The sequence below is a fragment of the Archangium sp. genome (genome assembly GCF_045802675.1).
Taxonomy (GTDB): domain Bacteria; phylum Myxococcota; class Myxococcia; order Myxococcales; family Myxococcaceae; genus Archangium.
In genome coordinates, this window is record NZ_JBJMQO010000052.1 from 144,495 (window position 1) to 169,820 (window position 25,326).

Annotated in this window: 26 protein-coding genes; 12 read left to right on the forward strand and 14 right to left on the reverse strand. The window is 69.8% G+C overall.

The features are described 5' to 3' along the window. Positions 1–804: 804 nt before the first annotated feature. Complete coding sequence (locus tag ACJ8AN_RS16030; RefSeq protein ID WP_407756229.1) at positions 805–1,581, reverse strand: hypothetical protein; 777 nt, start codon at positions 1,579–1,581, stop codon at positions 805–807. A gap of 3 nt (positions 1,582–1,584) precedes the next feature. After that, positions 1,585–4,311, reverse strand: coding sequence for a hypothetical protein (locus ACJ8AN_RS16035; RefSeq protein WP_407756230.1), 2,727 nt, complete (start codon positions 4,309–4,311; stop codon positions 1,585–1,587). A 293-nt stretch (positions 4,312–4,604) separates the two neighbouring features. Between ACJ8AN_RS16035 and ACJ8AN_RS16040 the strand changes: the two genes are divergently transcribed. After that, the gene (locus ACJ8AN_RS16040; RefSeq protein WP_407756231.1) at positions 4,605–5,063 is read left to right on the forward strand and encodes a DUF488 family protein; all 459 of its coding nucleotides are present in this window, start codon (positions 4,605–4,607) and stop codon (positions 5,061–5,063) included. 23 nt (positions 5,064–5,086) lie between these two features. Here ACJ8AN_RS16040 and ACJ8AN_RS16045 read toward each other — a convergent pair whose 3' ends face one another. Next, entirely contained in the window at positions 5,087–5,917 is an 831-nt protein-coding gene (locus tag ACJ8AN_RS16045) for a hypothetical protein (protein WP_407756232.1), read from the reverse strand. Positions 5,918–6,161: 244 nt separating this feature from the next. Between ACJ8AN_RS16045 and ACJ8AN_RS16050 the strand changes: the two genes are divergently transcribed. Then, positions 6,162–6,701, forward strand: a complete 540-nt coding sequence (locus tag ACJ8AN_RS16050) for a hypothetical protein (protein WP_407756233.1) — start codon at positions 6,162–6,164, stop codon at positions 6,699–6,701. 238 nt (positions 6,702–6,939) lie between these two features. Here the strand turns inward: ACJ8AN_RS16050 and ACJ8AN_RS16055 are convergent, their stop codons facing one another. Together ACJ8AN_RS16055 and ACJ8AN_RS16060 are read right to left on the reverse strand one after the other, a co-directional pair. After that, positions 6,940–7,497, reverse strand: coding sequence for a Uma2 family endonuclease (locus tag ACJ8AN_RS16055; RefSeq protein ID WP_407756234.1), 558 nt, complete (start codon positions 7,495–7,497; stop codon positions 6,940–6,942). A gap of 4 nt (positions 7,498–7,501) precedes the next feature. After that, the gene (locus ACJ8AN_RS16060) at positions 7,502–8,059 is read right to left on the reverse strand and encodes a Uma2 family endonuclease (protein ID WP_407756235.1); all 558 of its coding nucleotides are present in this window, start codon (positions 8,057–8,059) and stop codon (positions 7,502–7,504) included. Between the two features lie 134 nt (positions 8,060–8,193). Here ACJ8AN_RS16060 and ACJ8AN_RS16065 point away from each other — a divergent pair, with 134 nt between their 5' ends. Further along, a complete protein-coding gene (locus tag ACJ8AN_RS16065) occupies positions 8,194–9,003 on the forward strand; it encodes a hypothetical protein (protein WP_407756236.1) in 810 nt (269 codons plus the stop codon). Between the two features lie 36 nt (positions 9,004–9,039). Here the strand turns inward: ACJ8AN_RS16065 and ACJ8AN_RS16070 are convergent, their stop codons facing one another. After that, positions 9,040–9,363, reverse strand: coding sequence for a type II toxin-antitoxin system RelE/ParE family toxin (locus ACJ8AN_RS16070; RefSeq protein WP_407756237.1), 324 nt, complete (start codon positions 9,361–9,363; stop codon positions 9,040–9,042). An 11-nt stretch (positions 9,364–9,374) separates the two neighbouring features. Next, positions 9,375–9,632, reverse strand: coding sequence for an addiction module protein (locus ACJ8AN_RS16075; RefSeq protein ID WP_407756238.1), 258 nt, complete (start codon positions 9,630–9,632; stop codon positions 9,375–9,377). A gap of 528 nt (positions 9,633–10,160) precedes the next feature. Between ACJ8AN_RS16075 and ACJ8AN_RS16080 the strand changes: the two genes are divergently transcribed. Then, the gene (locus ACJ8AN_RS16080; RefSeq protein WP_407756239.1) at positions 10,161–11,672 is read left to right on the forward strand and encodes an ATP-binding protein; all 1,512 of its coding nucleotides are present in this window, start codon (positions 10,161–10,163) and stop codon (positions 11,670–11,672) included. Between the two features lie 94 nt (positions 11,673–11,766). Here ACJ8AN_RS16080 and ACJ8AN_RS16085 read toward each other — a convergent pair whose 3' ends face one another. Next, positions 11,767–12,525: a hypothetical protein gene (locus ACJ8AN_RS16085; protein WP_407756240.1), complete on the reverse strand. Its 759-nt coding sequence runs from the start codon at positions 12,523–12,525 to the stop codon at positions 11,767–11,769. A 368-nt stretch (positions 12,526–12,893) separates the two neighbouring features. Here ACJ8AN_RS16085 and ACJ8AN_RS16090 point away from each other — a divergent pair, with 368 nt between their 5' ends. Beyond that, entirely contained in the window at positions 12,894–13,691 is a 798-nt protein-coding gene (locus ACJ8AN_RS16090; RefSeq protein WP_407756241.1) for an alpha/beta hydrolase, read from the forward strand. Between the two features lie 4 nt (positions 13,692–13,695). Here the strand turns inward: ACJ8AN_RS16090 and ACJ8AN_RS16095 are convergent, their stop codons facing one another. Further along, positions 13,696–14,151 (reverse strand): hypothetical protein, encoded by a 456-nt coding sequence (locus tag ACJ8AN_RS16095; RefSeq protein WP_407756242.1) that lies wholly within the window; start codon positions 14,149–14,151, stop codon positions 13,696–13,698. A gap of 166 nt (positions 14,152–14,317) precedes the next feature. Between ACJ8AN_RS16095 and ACJ8AN_RS16100 the strand changes: the two genes are divergently transcribed. Continuing rightward, a complete protein-coding gene (locus ACJ8AN_RS16100) occupies positions 14,318–15,226 on the forward strand; it encodes an aspartyl protease family protein (RefSeq protein WP_407756243.1) in 909 nt (302 codons plus the stop codon). Positions 15,227–15,233: 7 nt separating this feature from the next. On the opposite strand, the gene ACJ8AN_RS16105 is transcribed toward ACJ8AN_RS16100, so the two are convergent. The 5 genes from ACJ8AN_RS16105 to ACJ8AN_RS16125 form a co-directional block, all read right to left on the reverse strand. After that, positions 15,234–15,959, reverse strand: a complete 726-nt coding sequence (locus ACJ8AN_RS16105; protein ID WP_407756244.1) for a hypothetical protein — start codon at positions 15,957–15,959, stop codon at positions 15,234–15,236. Further along, entirely contained in the window at positions 15,956–17,251 is a 1,296-nt protein-coding gene (locus tag ACJ8AN_RS16110) for a sensor histidine kinase (protein WP_407756245.1), read from the reverse strand. The genes ACJ8AN_RS16105 and ACJ8AN_RS16110 overlap by 4 nt, the downstream gene beginning before the upstream one ends. Positions 17,252–17,301: 50 nt before the next feature. Further along, on the reverse strand, positions 17,302–17,616 hold the full coding sequence (locus ACJ8AN_RS16115) for a hypothetical protein (protein ID WP_407756246.1): 315 nt from the start codon (positions 17,614–17,616) through the stop codon (positions 17,302–17,304). A 73-nt stretch (positions 17,617–17,689) separates the two neighbouring features. Then, entirely contained in the window at positions 17,690–18,049 is a 360-nt protein-coding gene (locus ACJ8AN_RS16120; protein ID WP_407756247.1) for a hypothetical protein, read from the reverse strand. Further along, positions 18,046–18,924 (reverse strand): Dyp-type peroxidase, encoded by an 879-nt coding sequence (locus ACJ8AN_RS16125; protein WP_407756248.1) that lies wholly within the window; start codon positions 18,922–18,924, stop codon positions 18,046–18,048. Before ACJ8AN_RS16125 ends, ACJ8AN_RS16120 begins: the two co-directional genes overlap by 4 nt. 400 nt (positions 18,925–19,324) lie before the next feature. Between ACJ8AN_RS16125 and ACJ8AN_RS16130 the strand changes: the two genes are divergently transcribed. The 6 genes from ACJ8AN_RS16130 (at position 19,325) to ACJ8AN_RS16155 (ending at position 25,317) form a co-directional block, all read left to right on the forward strand. Then, positions 19,325–19,534 (forward strand): sensor histidine kinase, encoded by a 210-nt coding sequence (locus ACJ8AN_RS16130; protein ID WP_407756249.1) that lies wholly within the window; start codon positions 19,325–19,327, stop codon positions 19,532–19,534. A gap of 108 nt (positions 19,535–19,642) precedes the next feature. Then, complete coding sequence (locus ACJ8AN_RS16135; RefSeq protein WP_407756250.1) at positions 19,643–20,545, forward strand: halocarboxylic acid dehydrogenase DehI family protein; 903 nt, start codon at positions 19,643–19,645, stop codon at positions 20,543–20,545. Then, the gene (locus ACJ8AN_RS16140) at positions 20,542–21,414 is read left to right on the forward strand and encodes an alpha/beta fold hydrolase (RefSeq protein ID WP_407756251.1); all 873 of its coding nucleotides are present in this window, start codon (positions 20,542–20,544) and stop codon (positions 21,412–21,414) included. Before ACJ8AN_RS16135 ends, ACJ8AN_RS16140 begins: the two co-directional genes overlap by 4 nt. A gap of 155 nt (positions 21,415–21,569) precedes the next feature. Beyond that, entirely contained in the window at positions 21,570–22,757 is a 1,188-nt protein-coding gene (locus ACJ8AN_RS16145) for a tetratricopeptide repeat protein (protein WP_407756252.1), read from the forward strand. Positions 22,758–22,874: 117 nt separating this feature from the next. Then, positions 22,875–24,299 carry an MBOAT family O-acyltransferase gene (locus tag ACJ8AN_RS16150; RefSeq protein WP_407756253.1) on the forward strand — a complete coding sequence of 475 codons (1,425 nt, stop codon included), beginning with the start codon at positions 22,875–22,877 and terminating at the stop codon, positions 24,297–24,299. A gap of 4 nt (positions 24,300–24,303) precedes the next feature. Continuing rightward, complete coding sequence (locus ACJ8AN_RS16155) at positions 24,304–25,317, forward strand: hypothetical protein (RefSeq protein WP_407756254.1); 1,014 nt, start codon at positions 24,304–24,306, stop codon at positions 25,315–25,317. Positions 25,318–25,326: the final 9 nt, after the last annotated feature.

Genomic DNA, 25,326 nt, shown 5'->3' on the forward strand with positions numbered 1-25,326 from the left:
GCCGGGGTGCGTCGCGCGCGACCGCGGGAGCGAAGCCATGACGGCCTCCGCGAGATTGGGCCCTTCGGCCCGGCGGAGGTGTTTAGCACAGTGCATGAGGGGGACGGCTGGGACGCGGACGGGCAGGGGACGCCGTCAGGGGAGTCGAGGCGCCGCGGGTGATCCTTCCGGGTGCGTCGAAGCGGGCTCCGGCCTGGCTGGCACCGGGGCTGGAGGCGGAGCTTCGGGAGCAGTGGGCGCGGGAGCAGGCGCGGTTGAGGGGGGCGGCATGGGGGGCGTATCGGCTCCGGGACCTGGATGCTCAGCGGCAGGTGGCGGTGCCTGCTCGGGCTGTGCAGGAGGGCTGCTGGGAGGTGCAGGGGAAAAGAAGTCGTCGTCTGCGGGCGGGGGCGGGGCCTCGCCCACCACCACACCCTGCGGAGTGACCGCGTACACATGCCACCAATCGAGGACGCGGTAGCGTGGGCCACTGCACCGGTCGAAGTGCTCCTCCACCATCACGTAATACAGGCCCGGCGTAGGGCCTTTGTAGACAGCGACGTCCAGTCCCTGTTCGGGGCTCGAGCACCCCCAGAACAGACCTGGATCCGCGGCAAGGCTCTGGCTCACCAACTCACGAATGGCAGCCGCCGCGGCGAGTGCGGCCCCCGCCTCCATGAACGGGACGATGTTCTTGCCCGAGTAATCATCCAGCCACTCGACGTTTCCCTTCCAGGCCGTGGCGGGCGTGACACACCCCGGAAGCACCACCGCGAGCCCTGCGAGCGCATACGCCTTGAGCATCTTTCTCTCCTGAACTGGCGCCTACTCGCGCAACAACCGCAGAGGCTCATCGCATTGGGGCGGGCGCCCCTCTTCACCCGGGCTGCAGCGAGCCAGCGAGACCCAGCGGGCCTTCGCCGCACTCCACTGTTGGATTTCGCCGGTTGGAAAGTAGCGCAGGAAGAGACGTGTCCCATCTGGGCTCGCCGCCACCAGCGCGGAGGCCATCTCGATGCCCGTGTCTCTGTAGACCGCCGGAGCCGGGTTGCCTGGAATCAGGCGGACCTCGGCCATGGCCATGGAGGGGTCGAATGCATCGGTCGGCCATACCCTGATGTCACGAGAGGAGGGCGGTGCTCCACACGGATGGTTGTGGACGTATCCCACGACCCACACCTGCGAGGCCGGGTGGTCACCATCCTGGACCACGAAGAGCGGGCGGCATGAATTGTGGCTTCCCTGGATGGGCTCGGTCACCCTCCAGGAAAGCGATTCGCGGTCTCCGGCGACATACACCGTCGAGCAGTATTCGGTGGACAGGCCCACGATGGGCCTCTTCGTTACCGGGTCACAGACCTTGGCGCCGGGACGCCTGAGGAGCGCTTCGGCCACGTCCCGCAGCAGGTCAATGGGGATGGAGGTATCCCCCGTGGGCATTTCGACGGCGGGCACCTCGGACCAGGGACCTCGCGCGATTCTGGCGTCCCGGGCGGTGGAGTTCGGCGGGGACGGAGTGGCGCAACCGGCCGCCAGCATGCAACCCACCACCATGAGGGGCGGGAACGTGCCCTTCATGAGCGTGCCCCGGTGGTGGGCCATGCGTCAGAATCCTCCGAGCTCCACGCCGGGGTGCGCCGCGCGCAGCCTCACCAGCGATGCCAGGCAGCTCTGCCACTCGCCCTTGGCCAGCGAGCCGGTGAACTCACCGAGCACCGGGGCCACCACGCGCGCGAAGCTCTCGTCTTCCAATCCCAAATCCCGCACCAGCTCAATCACGCGGCGCTTGGCCTCGCTGGCCGACACGCGCCGCACCACATTGCCCTCGCGGCCCTCCTTCGAGCGCCCCGGCGGCAGGCCGAACAGCATGCGCCGCAGGAAGGTGCGCAGCGCCTCCACGTTGGCGAAGCGCTCGGTGGCGGCCACCGGAGACTCCGTGGCCCCCGAGGGCTTCCACCCCTCGGGCAGGTGCAGCGGCCGGTGCTTCTCCCACAGCAGGCGGATGGCGAAGAGGCCCACCTCGCGGTCCGCGCTCTCCATCAGCCATGCGAGCCGCTCGGGCCCGCCCAGCCGCGCGTAGTGGCGGCGGATGAGCTCCACGGCCACCTCGCGCGTGGAGCGCTTGGTGCTCTCGGTGAGGGTGAAGACCTTCACGGCATCCAACTCGTCGGGCGTCAGGGTGCGGCGCTTGTCGGCGCCCTCCTCGCCCGCGTCGAGCAGCGCGTCATAGGCGAGGTTGCGCACTTCCTTGGCGTTGGCCTCGGCGAGCTCGTACACGCGGGTGTGCCAGCCCCAGGCGCGCAGCTCCACGCGCGTCACCGCGAGCGCGAAGTGGCGCACGTCGTCGCGCGCATCGAAGAGCGCGGGCCACAGGCGCTCGGGCGTGTACGCATTGCGCGGCGCCTTCGGCTTGAGCTGGTAGGACTTGGACTCGGGCTGCTCGGGGCCGATGACGGGGTGGTGGCAGCGCAGGTACGTCTGGGCGAAGGTGCGCACCGGGGCGGGCTGCTTCGCGCCGAGCGCCAGCTCGAAGAGGCGCTCCAGGCCCGCGCTCGCGTCCCCGGACTCGCTGAAGTCCGCGGGCGCCACGTTCTCCAGCAGATAGCGGTGGGCGAACTCGTGCAGCGTCGGGTCCGCGCGCCGGGCGAGCGCCAGCAGCCAGGGAATCCCCACGTCCCGCGGGGCGAAGAGCTTGCGGTTGCCCAGCAGCCTCAGCGCCACCTGGCGGTACTTCGCGTTGAAGACGAGCCCCTTCACCCGCTCCACGTCCAGCCCCGGCAGCGCGTCCGCCTCGGTGAGCCAGTCGGAGACGGTGTCGCCGAAGCTCGGGTGGATGGAGCGGTCCAGCAGCCAGTCCGCGCCGAGGTCCGCGGGCTTGAAGGCCTTGAGCGACTCGAGCGCCAGGTCCTCCACCTCGCTGCCGTACTCCTCCAGGCGCTCGTCATCCAGCAGCGCCTTCCAGAAGGACACGGGCAGCTCGCCCTTGCCGTACTTCGCCTTGAGGTACTTCGCCGCCCACTCGCGCTGCTCCTCGTCGCCGAAGAGCATGTCGAAGAGGAACTTCTGCGTGAGCTCGGCGCGGTCGAAGCTCTGCTCGAGCGCCTTGGCGGCGAACTTCGCCGTCTGCTTGTGCACGAGCAGCCGGCCGAGGAAGTCCGGGCCGAGCTCGCGCGGGTTGCGCTTCTCCAGTACCGCGGCGGCGAAGGCCTTCACGTCCGGGTTGCCGCTCTCCACCAGCAGCGAGGCGAGGCGCTCGGCGGCCATGTCCTGCGCGTGCGCGCGGGCGTACTCGATGGCGTAGGTGCGCGCCTTGTTGCTCTCGGAGAGGAGCAGCGCGAGCACGGCCTCGTGCAGCCCGAGCGCGCGCAGCTTGCCCTGGTGGAACTCGGGCGAGCCCTGGAGGGTCTCGATGAGGAACTCGTGGGCGCTGGCGAGCGGGCGGCGCGCGAGCCGGTCCAGCCACGCGGGGGTGACGTTGCCGCGCAGGGTGTCGGGGAAGTCCTTGCGCAGGCCTTGAATCGCGAAGCGGGCGGCGGGGTCCGACTGGCAGGTGTCGAGCAGCCGCATGAGCGCATCGGGCGAGCGCTTCCACGCGTCGGTGAAGGCGCGCTTCTTCACCATGTCGCTGGGGGGCTCGATGGGGAAGGAGCTGGCCGAGTAGCTGTCCGCCTCGTGGGCCCAGAGGTGGTTGGACACCCAGCACGAGCGCCACGTGGTGTCGGGCTCGTAGTGGCGGAGCACCTCGATGGCGAACTGGGGGTAGAGCTCGGGGACGCCCTGGCCGAGCTGGCGCAGGTAACGCCAGGCGCGGCGCTGGAGGTAGGTGAGGGTGCCGCGGGAGACGTCGCGGTTGCGGTAGGGGTTGGAGCGCTCGGTGTCGAAGCGCCAGGCGAGCACGCCGAACATCTCGGCGTCGTGGCGCTCCTCGGCGAGCTTGTAGATGCGCTTGAGGCCGCCCCAGAGGCCGAAGCGGAGGTCGGCCTTGCGGGCGAGCTCGAAGAGGGCGGCGCGGGAGGCGTTGGAGTTGCGCTCGTAGAGGGCGACGAGCAGGTCGGCGAGGGCGAAGCGCGGGGGGAGCGGGACGTCCTTCTGGGCGAGGAAGCGCTGCCAGGCGTCGCGGGCGCCGGTGTGGCGGGCCTCGGCGCCGTGGAGGGACTGGGACTGGCGCAGGAGGTTGAGGAGCCCGTTGAGGGAGAGGGCCCCTTGGGGGAGCGTGTCGGGCTCCTTGTCGGGCTGCTCGAGGAAGGCCAGCACGGCCTCCGCGAGGTCGGGCGCCTCGGCCCGTGACAACCGCTCCAGGTCTGCTGTCGTCAGCTCGTCGCTCGTCGCCATCGAGGGACGGGATTTACCACAGGTGAACAGGGGAGCGGCGAAGGAGAACCACCCTGCGAGGGGCTCGTCCCTGGCGCAGGCTCTTTAAAGGGGGACCTTGTGCATGCCCAACCGCCCACATGTGCGCAGGCCGTGTAGGGGATGACTCGCCCCTCCAGGCTGCGGCTTCGTGAGCGAGCTAGTGTCCTGACGTTGCCCGGTTACCGCTCGATGCCTGCTGCTCGTTGCTGCACGAACGCGCCCTGTAGTCCCGTGTGGAAACTGCCTCTAACACAGCCTACTCTCGGCCAGCTATGTCCCCAAGCGGCCCTCACACGAAGAACCTCTACACATTTGGCTACGAAGGTCTCGACATCGGAGACTTCACAGCCCGCATGCGCAAGATGGGCGTACAGCTTGTCGTCGACGTTCGCCAGCTTCCTCTGTCCCGCAAGAGGGGCTTCTCCAAGAACTCGCTCTCGGACGCGCTTGCTTCTTCGAGCCTTGAATACATTCACATGCCTGCATTGGGCTGCCCGAAGCCAATCCGCGAGCGGTACAAGGTGGACGCTGACTGGGCCGCCTATGTCAAGGCCTTCAATGCATATCTGTCAACCCAGACTGAAGCCATTGCCGAGCTAGTAGGAACTGCTCGCACGAAGACGGCCTGTCTCATTTGCTTCGAGTCGGACTTCAACTTCTGCCATCGCAGCTTGGTGGCCAGCGCTGCCTCCTCTCGCGCTGGTGATCTTGCGCCCGTCCATCTGTCCTGATGCGTCCTGCTTGGTCGTTTGCCTTAGAAGAGGGTTCCCTGGGCTTCTGCCAGGGGGCGCTGCTTGGGCGGATAGATGAGGCTTATGATCAACCACTGGTGTTGGAACCGGTGGATGTTCCCCATCAGGATCATCAAGTCCTTGCTCGCGAACTCGGTTTCGAGCCTGGCGCGGAATGGTTCTTCCCAGCCATTCCCATGTGATCGTCGGCAGTTCCAGTACAGTGCGCCAACCTCCCAGTCCACTAGTTTGTGACGCCTTTCGATGGGGCCTTCAGGGGTGTCGCACTCGTAGCGGTAATAGAAGTCGAATGGCAACTTCCGCAACGAGCGCAGCTCCTTTGCCTCCTCCCGCTGATCGAACAGGTCACCCTGCACCTGAGCCTGCAGCAGCTTCGCCCTCTCATCTTCAGTCCAATCTGGACTCTCGGCTTTCTCGACATCCAATCCAAGGAGCCGTTTCGGTCGAAGTAGTGCGAGGCTTTCGCTGGTTTGGGACCGGCGGCTTTCGATGGCTTCAAAGCTCGAATAGATTGTTAGTTTCTCAAGCCATTTTCGGCGATCGCGCCAGTTGTCTTGGGTCGAAATGCTGTTTGGGTCACAGCGGATTGTATCGACATATATTTTATGGCTTTCAGGACGATTGTCCGTATTCGATTTGTATATCCGTGCATTGATCCACTGCCACTTCTTGAATTGCTGTTCATCCCGAATGAGGCGAAACGGGACCGGATAGAGGCGCCGGAATTTGTCGAGTTCATTGATTCCAGCAACGCAGGACGTCTCGGTGTATTTTAAGCTAGGTGATGGATAGGTCTTGCAAAGGATTAGAATACGCTCTTCCGTCCACGCCATGAAGGCCCCCTTACTCACTCACGAGTCGACCTGTCGATTATGCCGGATTCCTGAAGACGCTGCAAATGCATGGCCAGAATAGAACCCAGGTAGAGAAGGTGCCGGGCGACTCATGTGGCTTTGGTCCCTGGATGTAGTGAGGTCTGGATTCGCCATTCCTGGGTTCCAGGAAGGTACGGCATATGTATGTGCTGCGTGGCATACCGGGCCCCTTCATGCCATCGTGCACTCCGAGGAGGATGCCTTGGATCTCTGGACGGCGAACGAGCGTGAATTCCGGGTCTACGTCGAGGAGCACCACTGGGACGACATCGACCCGGAGGTTCCCCTCTTGAAACCGAGCGCCGCCGAGGTGCGGATTGGTGCGCTCATCCTGGACCTGGTCGCGCGGAACAAGGCGGGGGGCCTCACCCTCGTCGAGTTCAAGGTGAAGGCCTCCAAGGACACCCTCGCCCAACTCCTGCTCTATCCACGCGCCTTCGAGAAAGCCTTGAGGGCGGCAGGTTGTCCGGAGGTTCCCAAGCTCCGGGTGGTACTGGTGTCCCCGTTCATCGACCGCGGAGTGGTGGAGTTGGCCGGGAAGATCCAACCGCCACATCCCATCCACATCCGGTTGTGTGTGCCGGACGGAGACCAGCGCATCAAGCTCATGTCTCCGAATGAACCGGGCGTTCCCGAGCAACATTGCTGGGAGCAGTCCGAAGTCGCTGGCCGGTCGAGTCAGGTGGGGTGGGACAAGGATGGGGGTCTGCTCATTCGCGGGCAGCGGCTCGTGGCTGTCTGACGTGGCGATGGTGCGACTCGCCTGAACAGGGCGCGCACGAGGCCTACCGTTTCCGGCGAAGCCGTTCGAGGTGTTCGACTATGTGGCGTCGAGCCTCCTCGAGGCTGACGAGTTCCACCTCGCCGCCGATGACCTCTCGGGCTTGGCGCTCAAGTTCTTGGTCCACTCGACATTCACGTCACCTCCCTCTGCTTCAAGACCGAGCAGCAACTCGTCCGTAGTGGCCATGCGAACCAGGTCACCGCGCCCAGAGGAGCGTGAGCTTCAACGAGAGTACGGAGAAGGGCTCGGCCTGCACGGTGACGTCTCCGCGCCAGTGCCCCTGCGAAATCCAATGTCGGCCCTCCAGCCGGAAGACCTCCAGCGAGCGCTGGAGCGGCTCCACCAACCACACGTAGCTCACGCCTTCGCGGGCATAGGCCGCCATCTTCTTGTCCCGGTCCAGCGCCTCCGTGACCGGCGAGACCACCTCACAGACCCAGTCGGGGGCCAGGGTGACGGCCGCTGTGTGCGGCATCTCAGGCATGCGCTCCTGACGCCAGCCCGCAAGGTCAGGCACCAGGGCGTCATCCCCGAGATGCAGCTCGGGCTCGTCCACGATGAGCCAGCCTCCGGGCCCTCCCTCGCCCAGGTCGAACGGCCCGCCCAAGAGCATCCCGAGCCGAGAAGCAGCCCGGAAATGGGGCGAGGCCGGGCGAGGGCTCACGTACAATTCGCCATCGACGATCTCCCCTACGCAGTTGGGAGGGACGGTCTCCAGGTCCTCGTAGGTGGCCCTTCGCTTCGACCCACTCATGCCGTCACCACTCCCAGAGGGGCGCGAGCCTCAGCGCGAGTGCCGTGAAGGGCTCGGCCTGCACGAGGGCGTCCGCGCTCCAGTTCCCCTGCGGCGTCCAGTTCTGGTTCTCCAGCCGGAAGGCCTCTAGCGACTTCTGGAACGGGTCCACGAACCACAGGTGGGCCACGCCTTCGCGGGCGTAGGCCACCATCTTCGTGCCCCGGTCCAGTTCCGCCGTGGCGGGTGAGAGCACCTCGCAGATCCAATCGGGGGCCAGGGTGTAGATCTCCGTCTTCGGCATCTCCGGCATCCGCTCGCGGCGCCAGCCCGCGAGGTCCGCCACGAAGACATCATCCCCCAGGTGCAACTCGGGTTCGTTCAGGATGACCCAGCCTCCGGGTCCTCCCTCGCCCAGGTCGAAGGGGGCTCCCAACAGCATCCCGAGTCGCGAGGTGGCTCGCACCTGGGGCGGCAGTGGGCGGGAGTTGGAGAACAACGCGTCTCCGATGAGCTCCCCCACGCAGTTGATGGATACGTCCTCCACATCCTCGAAGGTGGCCCGGCGTTTCCGACCGCTCATATGCGGCGCATAGTGACCTCAAAAATGGTGTCCGTCAACGCGACATGATAGGTCACCTCTCCGCGTGGTGACGCTGCACCCCCGCGAGACGGGGGACAAGCCGGAGTGTAGAAGAGGGGAGAGGAGGCACTCGCATGACGGACGCGAAGCGCGGGAAGGACGGGCGGCTGGGGCCGTTCCGGCTCGGCAGGCGGCAGAGGAGCGAGGACCCGGGGATGGGAGACCTCGGCTGGCTCTACGAGGCGCACAACGTGCACACGGATAAGCCCGCGCTGGTGCTGCTGCCAGGACCCGAGGTGGGCGGCGAGCCCGAGGAGGACTGCCGGGTGCGCATCACGATGAAGGCCCGCCCGCCGTACCTGGCGGTGGAGATCGAGCAGGCGCCAGCCTCTGGCAGGTTGGCCGTGCTGGCGGCGATCTCCGAGGTGCTCACCCGCATGGTGGAGCGCATGGAGTGGAGCGACGAAGCGCGCGGTCACCTGATGCGGCAGCCGGAGCGGAAGCTGAAGCGGTGGGCCTCGAGTGCGCGCCGGCTGTTGGGGCTGGGGGTGGAGTACAGAATCGAGCTGAGCGTCATGGCCCTGGTGCTGTACCTCGTGGTGGCGCATGGCTGGGCCTACCAGAGCGAACGGGACGCGAGGCGCGCGGCCGCCGCGGTGGTGGTGCGGACCGAGGCGGCGAATCACGCGCCCACGACGGTGGACACGGGCGACGTGGGCCCGGCGGCCATCTCCTATCCCCTGCCGGAGAAGCCTTTCAGCGACCAGGCGAAGGTGCCCTGCAAGCTCAACCTGGACGAGCTGGAGATCAATGGCGGCTGCTGGCTGGAACTCGCCAAGCGTCCACCCTGCGGGGACAACTACGCCGAGTACCAAGGCAAGTGCTACGTGCCCGTCTCGGCGAGCTCACGCAAGCCGCGACCGCCGCAAGCCATCCAACCGTGAGTCACCGGAGGCGTCAGACATTGCTGACGCCTGGCTTCAGCTCGTCCGGAGTTGGCGAATGCGCTTCAGCCAGTACCCCGGCCGACGGCGCACGTGGGTGACGGCCAGGACGACCACGCGGTCTTCGAGCACCATGTAGGGGACGGCGAAGGGAAAGTCCGGCAAGAGGAGTCGGCGGATGGGCGGGGTGTGGTGCACTCCGGGCCATTCGGGCCAGGTCTCGGGACTCTCCTCAATGGCATCGAGCGCTCGGAAGACAGCGGACGAGAAGGCCGCGCCCAACCCGAGCTGCTGCCTTTCATACCACTCGAAGGCCGCGGCCAGCTCCGTGTTGGCTTCCGGATGGAGACGCAGAAGCATGCGGGCGGGGCCTACCGCTCCCGGCGAAGCCGCTCGAGGCGCTCGGCGATCTGGCGTCGAGCCTCCTCGGGACTGACGAGTTCCACCGTGCCATTGATGACCTCCTGGGCGCGGCGTTCGAGCTCTCGGGCCCACTCGGTCTCGGCCGCTGGAGCTTCTCCCTCCGGCTCGAGACTGAGCAGCAGCTCATGCGCGAGCCGAGCACGCTCCTCGGGCGTGAGCCTGAGTGCATCGGAGAGAAGGTCGTCCACGCTGGCCATTGGTTCCATTTTACTCTCCTGGACGAGTGGCTGCTCGACCCTCTCGGGAGCTTCGAGGACGCCACCTCGCCTGCGCGGCTGGCGGGGAAGGATGCTTCAACAGCTCCAGGTCGGTGAGGGCTTCGCCTTCCACCCGCGCGGGCGCTCGCGAGAGCCCCGTGCCCCATTCCCCTCGCCCTCACCGACCCATCGCCCGCGGACCCCGCCTCTCCACACCGTCCTCCTCGCCACCCGCCCTCGCCGCCCGTCCCGTCCGCGCCCGGCGGCCAAAGCAACCCGCGTGCCGGAGGCGCCTTCCTCGGAGCGCCTCGCGCCGCACCGTCCCGGCCCGCTCGCGCCGGCTCCCCGCTGGGACGGGACTTCTTGCCGACGGGCTCCCCCTGTCCCGCGGTACAGGGGAAGCGTCGGGTGCCGGACAGAGGGGGCGTGGTTTGTTCGGGTGGGAGACTTCCCGGGGGGTTGCCCCGTGCCTACTTCCGTCACGCCATGAACGAAAGGCGTGTGTCTGCCGAGGCCTCGGAGAGGGCTCGGGAAATCGTGTGGGAGTGTCCGCCGGAGCCGTCAGGGATTCCCGCACCACCGGAGCTGCCCTACCGGGAGCTCTTCCTCTCGCTCGCCGAGGCGATGCCGGACCCGGTCTTCACCAAGGATGTCCAGGGCCGCTACACCTACCTCAACGGCGCCGGAGCCCGCTGGTTCGGCCTGCCCATGGAGCGGATTCTGGGCCGAACCGACCGCGAGCTGCTGCCCGAGCAGGAGGCGCGGGACTCCCTGGAGCTCGAGCGGCGGGTGCTGCTGGTGGGCGGTCCCCTGTACTCCGAGGCGAGCGAGTCCCCGTCGGGAGGTCCGCGCGTGTGGCGCTCCATCCAGTGGCGCCTCCACTCGCCGCGAGGGGAGGTGGTGGGGCTGCTCGGCACCCGGAGGGACCTGTCGCAGCAGTGGCGGGGCGAGGAGGCCTGGCTGCAGAACGAGGCGCTCTTCCAGGCGGCGGCCGGCAGCGGCTCCGGCGCGTTCTTCATCCTGCGCACCGGGGGCGAGGGCCCGCGGCTGGTGCGCCTCAACGCCCTGGCGGAGTCGTTGCTGGGCTGTGGGGCGCGGGCGGCGCAGGGGCGGCTGCTGTCCGAGTTCCCCCAGGCGGCCTTCATCGCGCCCGCGGACGTGTGCGAGCAGGTGTCGCGCACGGGCGAGCCGCATGACGCCGAGGTGGAGCAGGTGCTGCGCAGGCGGGGGCGGCGCTGGTTCCGCCGCCACGTGAGCGCGGTGGGCGGCTGCCTGGCCATCACGGTGCGCGACATCACCGAGCAGCGCGAGAACGAGGCGCGCCTGCGGCTCAACGAGCGCATGGCCTCCATCGGGATGCTGGCGGCGGGCGTGGCCCACGAAATCAACAACCCGCTCGCGTACGTCTCCAGCAACCTGGGCTTCATCGGCACCGAGCTGCGCCAGCTCGCGCTGCCGGAGGACGCCCTGCGCGAGCTGCTGGAGGCGCTCTCCGACGCCCGCGAGGGCACCGAGCGCATGCGGCTCATCGTCCAGAGCCTCCAGGCGCTCTCGCGCGGGGAGCCGGTCATCTCGCAACCGCTGTACCTCAACGAGGTGCTGGAGAGCGCCCTCCGCCTGGCCTCGGGCCGGCTGCGCGGCCGGTGCCGGCTCGAGCGCGACTACGACGAGGTGCCCCCGGTGCTCGGCAACCCGGTGCAACTCGCGCAGGTGTTCACCAACCTGGTCGTCAACGCCGCGCAGGCGCTGCCCCCGGGGGGCGGGGAAATCCGCCTGGTGACGCGCCTGCACAGTGCCTCGGTGGCGGTGGTGGAGGTGCACGACACCGGCTGTGGGATTCCCGCCGAGTACCTCGAGCGCATCTTCGAGCCCTTCTTCACCACCAAGCCCGTGGGCGAGGGGACAGGGCTCGGCCTGTCGCTCTGCCACGACATCATCCGGGGGCTGGGCGGGGTGATGACGGTGGAGAGCACCGTGGGCGAGGGGAGCACCTTCCGCGTCTTCCTGCCCGTGGTGGACAAGGGCCAGGAGGAGCCGGAGGGGGGCTGACGAGGGGCCCGGCAGGACTTCCACCTGCCCCGGGCGCTCCCGCGTGGCTCGTGGAGAAGACGGGGCCGGTCGTCCCCGCGCGGTCTGACGCGAGTCAGCGCGTGGCGGCCGTGGCCTTCGCGGCGCCGCCGGCGGGCACCAGGTTGGAGTAGCGCGCGGTGATGCGCAGGTGCTTGCGGTAGAAGAGCAGGCCGCCCTCGGCGTCCACGTGGAGCGTGTCGATCACCTGGCCCACGCCCGGCTGGGGGCGGAAGTCCATGCGCACGTCCACCCGGTCCGCCAGGTGCGGCAGCTCCGTGGGGCTGTAGTCGAGCCTCATGAGCTGCCCGGTGCTCGGGTCCACGAGCGCCTCGCCCTTGTGCACGCTGGGGGCGGGGTCCGCGCGCGGCTCGAAGCGCAGGCGCAGCTTGTGGGGGTCCTTGGGGTCCGGGCCCGCCAGCGAGAAGCGGTGCTGCCCCAGGGAGGACGCCGCGAAGGGCAGGTTCACCGAGTTGAACTCGGTGCGCACCTCGCCCTTGCGCTGGCGCTCCTCGAGCTCGCGGCGCATGGACTCGGTGGCGTCCTGGCCGTCCTTGCGCGCCTGGAGGATTTCCCGGTGCTGCTGGCCGTCCTTCACCGTGAAGCGGTCCACCCGCTCCTCGGCGTGCTTGATGTTGCCGTCCCCGTCCAGCTCCTCCACCCGCACGGTGACTGTCACTTCCTCCACCTTGCCGCCGAGCAGCTCCTCCATGCCCCACGTCGTCTCGCCCAGGCGGCGGGCGAGGGTATCGGCATCGGTGGGAGAAGGGCTCCCTTGTGCCCGCACAGGTAGGCAAAAGAGCAGGAGACTCACCAGGGTGAGCGCGCGAGGCATGCAAGGCTCCTGGGTGGTGCCGCCAGGATCGGCGGCGGGTCAGCCAAAATGCACCACGCCAAGCAGCAGCGGAAGTGCGGAGTTCACGTGTTCTGCGCTCCACCTCACGTCGCTCGACTTCCAAGGATTCGATGGGCACTACCCGCCCATGGGCGGAGAGGCGTTGACGGGCTCGGGAGGGTTCATGGGTGGGCGGCGTGTTGGAGGGAGGACGCGGGCGGGTGCTCGGAAGGAAACAGGGGCGGGCCAGGTTGTCCGAGGTTCCCCTCACGCCGACACGCCCGTGCACCGGCCGCGGAGGGCGGCCAGGCAGGCCCATGACGGCATGAAGACACCGTCCCCGTATCGCGCGGGGAGGGTGTTGATCCATGCTCACCCGGGTGGGGGGAACCGGGGCCGTGCTGCTGCTCGCGTGGGGAATCCGCTCGGCGAAGGAGTCGACAGACATGGCGAGGACGGGAACGCAGGCGGCAACCTCCGGAGACGCGGTGAAGCAGGGACGGCTGAGCGCGCGTCCCCAGCCGCCCCCGGTGGTGGCGCCGGCCCGGGGCCTGCTGCCCCTGGGACTCGGAGGCCGGCGCGACGGGCTCCTCTTCGTGCCCAGGAGCTACCGGGTGGACCGGCTCGCGCCCCTGGGGGTGATGCTGCACGGCGCCGGAGGCAATGCGCGCCACGCCCTGAGCCCGTGGCAGAAGCTCGCGGACGAGGCGGGGGTGCTGCTGCTCGCACCGGACTCCCGGGGCCTCACGTGGGACCTCCTCGCCGAGGACGGGTTCGGCCCGGACGTGGCCTTCCTCGACCGGGCGCTCGCGTATGTCTTCGCGCACTACGCGGTGGACCCGGGGCGCCTCGCCCTCGAGGGCTTCTCGGATGGGGCCTCGTATGCCCTGTCGCTGGGGCTCACCAATGGGGACTTGTTCACCCACGTGGTGGCGTTCTCGCCGGGCTTCCTCGCACCGGCGGCGCAGCGGGGCGAGCCGAAGGTGTTCGTCTCGCACGGGGTGAAGGACGAGGTGCTGCGAATCGAGCCGTGCAGCCGGCGCCTCGTGCCGCTCCTGGAGCAGGCGGGCTACGCGGTGCGCTACCGCGAGTTCGACGGGCCCCACACCGTGCCCGCGGATACCGCCCGCGAGGCGCTGGACTGGTTCACCGCGCCCGCGGAGTGAGGCGCTACGTGGGGAAGCCGGCCGCGTCCTCGGGCGAGGTGTACCGGGGCGCGGGAGGCTCGGCGCTCCGGCCCTTCCAGAGGCGCGCGGCGGCCACGCACCAGCCGGTGATGAGGAGGCCCTCGAGCACCGCGTCCAGCAGGTACACGGGTGAAATCCGCTGGGGCGAGTAGCGGATGTCCACCGCCGTGAGCGCCGCGGCGCTGCCCGCGGCCAGCAGCATGAGCTCGGGGGTGACGCGCTTGCGCAGGCCCGCGGTGAGCAGCGTGCCGCCGACGACGGTGATGAGCGCGCCCACCGTCTTCACCAGCCAGCCCTCGCGCTTGGGGCCCGTCACCGCCTCGAAGCTGCGCAGGTGGACGATGGGCCACACGCCGGTGACGACATCGAAGACGCCCTGCGCCACCGCCAGTCGCGAGGCCAGCGGCCCGGCGCGCTCCAGCTCCTCGAGTGCCTCCATGTGCTCTGCTCCTCCGGTGTCTTGCCTTGGAGGAAGAAGATGGGGACGGCCCGCCGGGAATGGCTTGCCCGCCTGCTGACCTGACTGGCAGCTTCGCGCCTCGCGATTTCCCACGAGGATGGACATGCGCGCGAGTCACCGGAGCGGGAGCGGAGCGAGGAGTTTCATGACGGCGATGGCCGTCGCGGGATGCTGTGAGGTGTTCGCCGGTTGCGCGGGCACCCCGGGCGCACCGCCGGCTCCGAGCGGGGAGAACCGGGCCACCGCTCCGAGCGCGCCCGTGAAGATTCCCCTCCCGGCCTGGCGGAAGCGGTTGCGCACCATCACGGTGAAGGCGGGCTCGCAGACGGGGACCTTCATGTTCGACACGGGTGGAGGCATCACCCAGATCTCCCCGGAGTTCGCCCGGAAGGTGGGGTGCGAGCCGTGGGGGCGCATCACGGGCTTCCAGATGATGGGCGCGCGGTTCGAAACGCCGCGGTGCAACGACCTGCGCCTGGAGGTGGGGGGGCTGCCGCTGACGGTCCCGGTGGCCGCCGTGTACGACACCATGGCGGCGTTCCCCCATGAGGCCGAGCCGGTCGATGGAGTGCTCGCCCTGGATGCCTTCGCCGGACAGGCGCTGACGTTGGACCTGGGTCACCATTGGATGACGGTCGAGACCCCGGAGAGTCTGGCCGAGCGCACCCGGACGATGCGCGAGGGCCAGGCGCGGCTCAGCCGGGAGGCGCAGGGGGCGGCGCTGAGCGTCTCCGCGGCGGCACGGACGCCGAAGGGGCTCGCGTGGTTCGAGCTCGATTCGGGCAACGGAGGGACGCTCCTGGTGTCCCAGCACATCGCCCCGCTGCTGGGGTTGGACCCGAAGGGGGAGCAGCCCCAGCCCGCGCGCTTCGACCTGGTGGGCGGGGTCACCGTCGAGGGCAACGTCCATCTGCCGGACATGATCATCGACGGGAACGTGGGGATGCCGTTCCTGAGCCGGTGGGTCATCACGCTGGACCTGGCGCGCTCGCGCGTGTGGTTCGAGCCCGGAGGCCCGGGAGCCGACGTTCCTCCCCCTCCTCCGCCCAAGTGACGGAGGGCTACGCGCCGCCGAGCACCGGATCCACCGTGCGCAGCACCGCGTCCAGGCACCGCAGGCCCTGTTGGCGCAGCGCCTCGGCGGCGTCCCTCGCCCAGGACAGCACCTGGCGTCTGTCTTCCTCGGGCATGCCGTGGAAGCGCGCGTCCTTCGAGCGGATGTCCTCGGCCACGTGCGCCACCACGCCGAGGTTCCGTCCCACCTCCACCGCCCGCTCCGCCAGCGGCGTACCTTCCCACAGCACGCGCAGGTACAGCGACCACTGCGCTCCGGCGATGCCCTCGGCCACGTGCTGGAAGCGCGGCGCCGTCCACGCGTCCGTGCGCACCTCGAGCGCCTGCAGCGCCGCCATGGCCACCTGCGCCCGGCCCATCTCCGCCAGCACCGGGGCCGGCACGTCCGCCCGGGCCACCGTGGCGGTGCACAGCCCCTGTAGGGCGAACTGCACCCCCGGCCCCGTGCGCACCGGCTCCGCGTAGTACGTGCAGTCCCCGTCCGACAGGTCATCCGCCAGGTTGGCCGCGCAGAAGCAGAAGAACAGGCCCGCCGCCCGCCGCAGCATCACCCCGCGCGCCAGCCCCGCCTCCGCTCCCGCCGCGTACAGCAGCGCCAGCGGCCCGGGCCGTCCCGCCTCCAGCGCCACCAGCACGTCCCGCTCGGCCTCCTCCGGCAGCGCGTGCTCGCTCAGCACCCGCAGCGCCTCCTGGAACACCACGCCCGCGCTCATCGCAGCTCTCTCGGCAGCAGCATCCGCACCTGCGCTCCTCCCACCGGCCGGTTGTGGCGCTCCAGCGTGCCGCCACTGGCGCGGATGAGGCACTCGGACGTGTAGAGGCCCAGGCCCGTGCCATGCGGCTTGGTAGTGGACAGGCCCTCGATGGGCGCGGCCAGCTTGTCCGCGGGGAAGCCCGGCCCATCATCGGCGATGAGCACCTCCAGCCGCCCGCTGTAGGGCTCCACCCGCGCGGTGATTTCCACCAGCGTGGCGCCCCGCTGCCCATCCCCCTCGCACGCGTTGAGGATGAGGTTCTCCACCACCCGCCGCATGGTGGTGACGCCGCCGCGCACCAGCGCGTGGGCCGGGCCCTCCACCTTGAGCTGGAAGCGTACGTCCGGGAAGCGCCAGCCCAGGCTGGTGCGCACCGACTCCAGCACCGGCTCCAGGTCCACGTTCGCCGGCTCGTTGATCACCGAGCGCCGGCCCTTCTGCCGTATCTCCGTCACCATGTCGCGGATGCGCGTGAGGCCCTCGTTCAGCTCGCGCACCAGCTCCTCGAACTCGGCGCGGGGGAGGTTGTTGCGCTGCACCCCCATGACGGCGAGCATGTCCGCCGCGGCGCTCACGCTCATCAGCGCGTTGTTGATGTCGTGGTTGTAGCCCAGAATCTGCACCAGCGTCTGGGACAGCCGGCCCACGTCGCGATCCTGCTGCTCCAGCAGTTGGGCCTGCACGGCGGCGCGCAGCTGCTCGGCCTCGCGCCGGGCCTCGTCGTGCTTCACGGCGAAGATGCCCAGGTACAGCTCGGCCATCACCGCCGCCGGGCCGATGACGGCGAAGAGGGCCAGGTGCTCCTCCGAGCGCCGCAGCAGCGCCGCCAGCCCCACCGCCACCACCGTGCCCAGCGCGAGGAAGGGCTGGCGCGGCGTCACCCGGTGCAGCCGCCCATGGAAGGCCGCGGTGAAGAGCAGCAGGGCCGCGAACACCGTGGCCCCCCGCATGTCCGAGAGCGCCGCCACGCCCGCCATGAAGAAGTGCAGGCTCGCCGTGCCCGGCACCAGCCACAGCCAGCCCCACCCCTCGATGTGCTGCCGGCCCCGGTGCACCAGCGCGAAGCCCACCCCCAGCACGAAGGCGGGCACGAAGCACAGCAGCGCCGGGCGGAAGGACAGGCCGAAGAAGGTGCGCGCCCCCGGGGCCCAGGTGGCGGCCGCGAGCACCCCCGCGATGACCACGCCCAGGCTCACCCAGCCGCCGAGCGTGGCCGCGGGCAATACCTCCCGCGCGTCCTGGGCATTCACCCAACGACGGAACGAAGCCTGGAGGGCTCGGGATGCGCGGGAGGCGGGGCTCATATGGTCGCGGTCAGATAGAAGCCCGCCGCCTTGTTGATGGCGTTGGCTTCCTGCCCCACCTGCTCCACGCGGCGGTTCAGCTCGTTGTAGATGTCCGGATTGCCCCGGTGCGTGACGTTGAGCTCCACCGTGCCGCCCGAGAGCACCTGGTGCAGCGCGTGGATGACGGGCATGACCTCGGGGCTGATGAGGAGCGCGCCGTCCGCTCCCTCCACCGCGCCCAACTCCTGGATGCGCATGATGTACTCGCTGAGCGAGGAGGCCACATTCAACCCCACCACACGGGGACCACGGACATTGTTGTAGTTCATCGTTGTTTTACCTCCGCCGGCATGCGGGCCGGACTGTTGTCTGGGTGAATCGGGGGGGTAGGGGGGACTTTCTTCACGCGCCCGGGTGGGGCGAGCCGAGCAGGGCCTCCAACTCCTTGCGGCCGAAGGGCTTGGCCTGGAAGCACTGCCTGCCGGGCTGCTCGACGAAATCCGGAGGGCAGTGCGTGCCCGAGATGAGCACGCGGCGCGCGCGGGGGACGTGGGCCTCGGCCCAGCGCAGGAAGCCGGTGCCCGTCTCGCCCTCCTCCAGGTGCTGGGCGGCGAGGATGACGTCCACGGCGGCGTCTGCCTGGAGGGTGGAGCGCGCCGCGGCGGCGGAGGTGGGACAGCGCACCTCGTGGCCGAGCACCTGCAGCGTGCGCTCCAATGCGCGGGACACCCGGACGTCACAGTCGAGCACCAGCACCTTCATGAGGCGGCCTCCTGTGGGGAAAGGGCCTGGAACCAGCCGAGGGGCGGCGCGAGGTACAGGCCGCCGCCCACGGCGGTGGCGTAGCGGAGCAGCGCGTCCGGCGTCTGGCCTCCGGCGCCGAGCAGTGCGTCCAGCGAGCGCTGGTAATGGGCGGGGTCGGCCGACGCGGCGACGAAGGCCAGGCCCTCCTCGCCCCCGTGGCGGAAGGGGAAGCCGCGGCGGATGAGGGGCGAGCTGTCGCCGGCACCGGCCGCGCGCGCCCGGAGGATGTGGGCCTCGGCGGGAGGGTCCACGACGAGCTCGCCCTCGCGGGTGCGGCCCACCACGTGCGCCTGGGCCCGCTCCTTGAGGCGGCTGAAGCGCTCCAGGTCCTGGTGGAAGCGCAGGTAGAGCAGCCACGAGGCCCCGGCCAGCGGCCCCGAGGGCACCAGCGCGGTGCGCTTCACCTGCTCGCGCGTGGGCTTCACCAGTCCATCGCGGAAGCCGAAGGCCTCGCGCCCCTCGCCGATGCGGCCGCCGAGCAGCTCCTCCTCGAGGGACAGCACCCCCTTGGAGAGCGCGAGGACGCGCCGCAGCGAGCCCAGCAGCAGCTCGCGGTTGCCCGCGCTCACCTGGACGAGCACGTGCGACTGGGAGGAGGGAAAGCGCGCGGTGGGGCCCTCGCGAGGCAGCAGTACGGGCGTTGGGGGAGCGCCAGGGAGCAGCGCGGGCTGGAGGCCGAGCACCGCGTGCAGCCCGCGCGTCGTGCTCAGCTCGTGGTGGAGGGAGGAGATGACGTCGCGCAGCTGCGGGCGGGCCACGTCACGAAGGAGGCGCAGAATGGCGATGCCACTGAAAGCGCCAGGCGAGTGGAAGAGCCCTTCCTGCGGCAGCATCGCTGTATCCCCCCACCCGCGCACCGCCAGGACGGCACGTGGGTTGTCATGCGCGGGAGCGGAGTGCGCCCGCCACGCAGGGAAAGGAGAACCCGGCGGCTCCCATGAAGTCAAACAGCGGCCGGTAGGAATGTTGCGTTCGCGGTCTCAGTGAAAGCGCGTAGGCCCCATCAGGTCATTCGGGCGGAAAGGCCCTGGGAGGTGACACCCGTGCCCCCTGGGGCGGGATTGGGTGACGGTCTACCCGTCGCGGCCACTGTCCCCCCACGCGGGGGGCCTCATCTTCCAATCACAGTCATGGACACGTCCCCTCGCGAGAGCGTGCCTCGCCACGGCGGTGCACTCCTCACGGACTACCGCCGCGACGTGCAGGCCCTGGTGGACCGGCTCCAGCAAATCCGTGCGCGACCACGGCATCGGCATGTCGGCGGGCGAAGCGGCCCATGTCTTCGACCGGTTCTCGCGCGGGGTGTCGGAGCAGCATTACGGGGGACTGGGCATCGGCCTCTACCTCGTGAAGCAGGTGGTGGATGCCCACGGGGGGACGCTCTCCGTGGAGAGCCAGCCGGGCGAGGGCTCCACGTTCACGGTGGAGCTCGCAGCTGCGTGAACGGGCAGAGAGGCCGTTGCCTGGCGTACCGTGAGGCAAAGGACCTGGCGCGTGTTCCCTGCCCTCGCCTGACTCGCGCCACATCTTCCGACCGGAGGAGGTGCGTCCATGGCCAGACCCAGGCAGGTGAGCGAGCGCGAGGCGAATGGCGACCTGGAGCGCGTGCTGCACGAGCTGCGGCAGACGCTGCGGGTGACGGGGCTGGACGTGACGGTGCGCACGTGGGCGGGCTTCGAGCGCTTCCTGGTGGCGATGTGGGAGGCGATGGGGCCGAACACGGAGACGCGGGCCTTCGAGTCGGCCGCGGACGAGGTGCGCGCGCGGGCCGCGGAGGCGGTGGACGGGTGGGAGCGGCTGGGGGCGTGGGACGCGGTGCCGCTGGGGGAGAGCCAGCGCTATCACCTGCGTGGGGCGTTGGAGCTGTACCACTACCTGAATCCGAAGATGCTGGTGTTCACGTCGGCGGTGCAGCTCGCGTTGCAGGACGAGGCGGTGGGGGCACTGCTGCCGCTGGGGAGCGCCGAGCGTATTGAACGGGGGGCTCCGGCGCGGATGATGGCGATGGAGTGGGTGTCGGAGCGGCCGGACGACGCGCGGCTGCGCAAGCTCTTCACGGACATTTTGGAGACGGTGGGGCCGCCCTCGCTGCCGGGGGACTTCCGGGGACTGGCGTTGTGGCCGAGCTACCTGGAGGCGGCGTGGGAGCGGCTCGAGCCGAGGCTGAAGAGCGAGGAGTGGGCACGGGCGAGTGACCGGCTGCTGGCCACGTCGAGGCACCTGGCGCGCGGCCTGCCCTACGAGGTGGCGCTGTCGGCGAAGCGCCTGGTGGTGCTGCACGAGGACGCGGAGGCAATCCAGCGGGTGACGGCCCAGTGCGAGTGGAGGCTGCCGATGCTGGTGCTCGTGATGGCGGCGCTGGTGAGCGACGTGGGAGACCTGGAGCGGCGGGTGCCCTTCCCGGCGGAGGCGCGGCTGGTGCCGGACTTCGTGGTGGGTGAGGAGCTGCGATGAACTGGCGCGACTATCAGACGAAGCAGAAGGTGGTGGAACTGGGCCAGCGCTTCATCAGCTACGTGGACGAGGGGCGGGGCGAGCCGATGGTGCTGCTGCACGGAATCCCCACGTGGGGATTCCTGTGGAGCGGGCTGCTGCCGGCGCTGGCGATGACGCACCGGGTGCTGATTCCCGACCTGTTGGGGTACGGGTACTCGGACCGGCGGGACGCGTTCGACAGGTCCATCGCGCGGCAGGCGGAGGCGCTGGATGCGTGGATGGACCGGCTGGGCGTGGAGAACGCGGTGGTGGTGGGGCACGACATTGGCGGAGGCGTGGCGCAGCACCTGGCGCTGCGCTTCCCGCGGCGGGTGTCGAGGCTGGGCCTGATGAACAGCGTCTGCTTCGACGCGTGGCCCCTCGAGCTGATGGTGCAGCTCGGGCACCCGGGCGTGGCGAGGAAGTTCTCGGCGCAGGCGGTGCAGCGGACGCTGAAGACAGCCCTGAAGCGAGCGGGCTTCGCGACGGCGCCCCCAGAGGGCGTGGTGGAGGGACTGCTGGAGCCGTACGCGACGGAGGTGGGAAAGCTCTCCCTCGTGCGCAACGCGGCGGCGCTGAACACGAACCAGACACAGGAGCTGGTGCCGAGGCTGGCGCACGTGGGAGTGCCCACGCGGGTGATATGGGGCGTGGACGACACCCTCCTGCCGGTGAAGTGGGGCGAGCGGCTCGTGTGGGAGATACCGGGAGCGAAGCTGGTGCGGGTGGAGCACGCGAGGCACTTCGTGATGTGGGACCAACCGCACGCGGTGATGACGGCGCTGTACGACTTCCTGGAGCTGGAGGCGAGGACGGAGGTCCCCTTCATCCAGGGCCCGTTGCTCTGAGAGCCAACGTTGCCCCCGGTACGTTCATCTTTCGTCATGAAGGGGCAATCAATCCGTAAAGACAACGTAAGAGATTCTCAAGACCGAGAGACCACATTGCTCGCAGCCAAGGAGATCCTGTGGGAGCCAATCGGTTCGGATTGAGTGCACTGACGATGGGTCTGTTCGTTCTCGTGGGCTGTGGCACCTCTAGCGGGGCGGTGCGGCCGCTCGAGCCGGCACCTACCGGGGACACCGCGAGTGCGCTCTGCGCGGAGGCCGCGAGTTGCCGCGACACGCTGAAGGCGCTGCTGCGAGTCCCCGCCACATCGGCCTGCGATACCCAGAAGCGGACCGAGGTTGCCCGGAGGGCCTGCGCCCTCGGAGTGGGAGAAGGCTGCACGCAGCTCGGAAGGGTGGAGGGAGAAGCGTCGCGCGACCTGTTCCAGCGGGCCTGTGAGCAGGGAGATGGCGAGGGCTGTGCCCGGCATGGGCTCTCGACGCTGCTGGGCGAAGGGGCGCCCCGGGACGAGGCGGCGGGAAGGGCGGAGCTCCAGGAGGCCTGCGACAAGCACCCGGAGGTCGGGTGTGGAATCGCAGTGCTCGGGCTCACGGAGGACGCGCGCCGGAGGGACGCCTCGCCGGAGCAGGAGTTGCTGGCGTTGTTCGCGCAGCGGGGCTGCGACGCGGGGGATGGCCTCGCGTGCCGGTTCCTGGGCGAGGCCTTCCACGAGGGGCTGGGCGTCTCGCGAGACGCCGGCAAGGCCTTCGAGCTCTACGCGCGTGCGTGTGAGGCGGGCAATGGCGCGGCCTGCGCGAACGAGGGCGTGCTCTCGCTCCAGTCCGGCGCGGGAGCGTCCACGCGCGCCGATGACCTCTTCACCCGGGGGTGCGCGCTCGGCTCGTCGGAGGCCTGCCGGCTCCTCATGGTGGAGACGCTCGAGCACCGGGGGGGCATGAAGGATGATGCCACGCAGCGGGCGCTCTTCCGCGAGGCGTGTGACCGGGGCGCGGCGGTGGGCTGCCTGGCGCTCTACGACGCCCTGCGGCACCAGCCGGCCGAGAACGGGACGCGGCTCGAGCTGCCGGGGCTCCTCAAGCGCGCGTGCCGATTGGGTGAGGCGCGGGCGTGCGAGTTCCTCGATGACGTCTCGCGCGTGTCGCAGCGGCAATGCGGGGCGGGCTCCGCGCCGGCCTGCGGGGTGCTCGGGGCGCTGCTGCTCAGCGAGCCCACCGTCGAGAGCGAGGCCACCGAGGGCATGCGCTTCCTCCAGCGGGCCTGCCAGGAAGGGGATGCGGCGAGCTGCGCGCTGGTGCTCGAGGTGGCGCCCCGCTCGAGCGCCCTGACGTGCCGCTCGCGGTGAGCCCCGGACAGCGCGGAGGCCATCCAGGCGAGCAGGCCCCCGGCTGCGGCCACGCGGAGGTCGACCGCCGACCGCCCCCCGGGGCAACATGCGCGCTCCCTCGCGGGGGCTCGGCGCATGGTCTTCAACTCCCTCTCCTTCCTGCTCTTCCTGGCGGTCTCCCTCGGACTGCATTACCTGCCGCTGCCGTGGCGGGTCCGGAAGGTGAACCTGCTGGTGGCCAGCAGCCTCTTCTACGCGGCGTGGAATCCGCTGTTCCTGCCGCTGCTCTGGTACGCCATCACGCTCGACTACTTCCTCGCGCGTGCCCTGGCCCGGGCCGGGACGCAGCGGCGCAAGAAGGCCCTGCTGATGGTGAGCCTGGTGAGCAACCTGGGGCTGCTCGGCTTCTTCAAGTACGGCCCGTTCCTCGCGGACAACGCCAATGCCTTCTTCCAGGCGCTCGGCGTGCCCCTGGTGGTGCCGCGCATGGACGTCGTGCTGCCGGTGGCCATCTCGTTCTACACGTTCGAGTCGCTCGCCTACACCATCGACGTCTACCGGGGCCATGAGAAGCCCTGGGACTCGTTCCTCGACTTCTCCCTCTTCCTCACCTTCTTCCCGCACCTGGTGGCCGGGCCCATCGTCCGCCCCGGAGACTTCCTCCCCCAGTGCACCGGGGAGCGGCGCGCCAGTGCCCCCCAACTGCTCTGGGGCCTGCTGCTGCTGGTGCTGGGCCTCTTCGAGAAGACGGTGCTCGCCGATGGGTTGCTCGCCCCCGTGGCGGACTCGGTCTTCGCGCCCGGCGTGCGGCCCAATGTCTGGGAGGCCTGGGGCGGGGCGCTGGCCTTCTCGGGACAGATTTTCTGTGACTTCGCGGGCTACTCGCTGTGCGCCATCGGCGTGGCGCTGTGCTTCGGCTTCCAGCTGCCCGACAACTTCAAGAGCCCCTACGCGGCCCTGGGCTTCAGCGACTTCTGGGAGCGCTGGCACATCTCCCTGTCGAGCTGGCTGCGCGACTACCTCTACATCCCGCTCGGCGGGAACCGGAAGGGCCCGGGGCGCACGTACTTCAACCTGCTGGTGACGATGCTGCTGGGCGGCCTGTGGCACGGCGCGGCGTGGACGTTCGTCGTCTGGGGCGGGCTGCACGGGCTGTTCCTCATCGCCGAGCGCCTGCTGCGGCCGCGCCTGACTCGCTTTTCCTGGACGAAGGGCACGGCGGGGAGGCTCGCGGGCGTGGCGGTGACGTTGCTGGGCGTCTGCGTGGCGTGGGTGTTCTTCCGCGCGCCGGACTTCGCCTCCGCGTTCACCGTGGTGAAGGCCATGGCGGGAGTCACCGCGGCCGGGGCCGGTGGGTTGATGAGCCGAGGGGACACGCTCCTGGCGGTGGCGTGCCTGGGGGTGATGGTGGCCTGCCAGTGGCGCTTCCGCGACGTGCCGCTGCCTCGCGTCTTCGAGTCCGTGCCCTGGTGGGCCTCGGCGGGCGCGCTGACGGCGATGCTCGTGGCCCTCGTCACCGCGTCCGGAGTGGACCGTGCGTTCATCTACTTTCAGTTCTAGTCAGGTGCCCGCGTCGGCCCCGGCGGGGCGCGTGTGGTGGGTGGCCCTGCTGCTGGCCGGAGGGTTGTTGCTCGGGGCCGAGCTGGGCTGGCGCCACCGGGGCTTCCGGCCCGAGCCCAAGGACACGCCGGAGCTCTGGTCGTGGATGCGCACCCGCGCGAGCGACGAGGGAGATGGGCGCGGGGTGGTGTTGCTGGGCTCCTCGCGCTTCCGCACGGACGTGGTGCCCGAGGCGCTGTCGAAGGCGCTCGGGGGGCAGCCGGTGTTCGAGCTCGCCCTCAACGCCTCGAGCAGCCTGCCGGTGCTGGAGGAGCTCGCGCGGGACGAGCGTTTCCGCGGGCGGGTGCTGTGCGAGGTGAGCCCGACGATGTTCTTCTCGGTGGGGGACTCGGAGACGCGCACGAAGCCCGCGGCGTGCGTGGAGCAGCACCGGCACCGCACCCTGGCCGCCCATTGGGAGACGCGCCTGCGGTTGCCGCTGCAGGAGCGCCTCGCCGTGCTGCACCCGGATTTGTTTCCCAAGGCCGTCGTCCATCACTGGCTGCTGAACCGGAGCCTCCCGCGCCCGAACCCCGTCTGGCTGCTGGCGGACCGCTCGTACCACCGGGAGTTCGAGGCGACGAAGCTCGCGGAGATGCGCGCCGAGTGGGTGCACGTCTTCCGCGACACGCACGGCCGGGCCCCCGAGCCCCAGGAGTGGGAGGAATTGCTGGAGCGGGTGGCCTCCGCCGTGGAGCGCATCCGTGCGCGCGGAGGGGACGTCCTCTTCGTCCGGCCCATCACCTCGGGCACGGTGCGGCGCATCGAGGACGAGCGCTTCCCACGCGCGCTCTATTGGGACCGGCTCATCCAGCGCACGGGCAGGGGCGTCACCTTCGAGGACGTGCCCGCGCTGGCGCACCTCGAGGCCCCGGACGAGTCACACCTGGACTACGCCGGAGCGCTCGAGTTCACCCGCTTCCTCGCCGGCGTGCTGTCCCCGGCGCCTGCCCCCGGGGTCGCGCGAGACGTGCCGTGAGATGGGGGG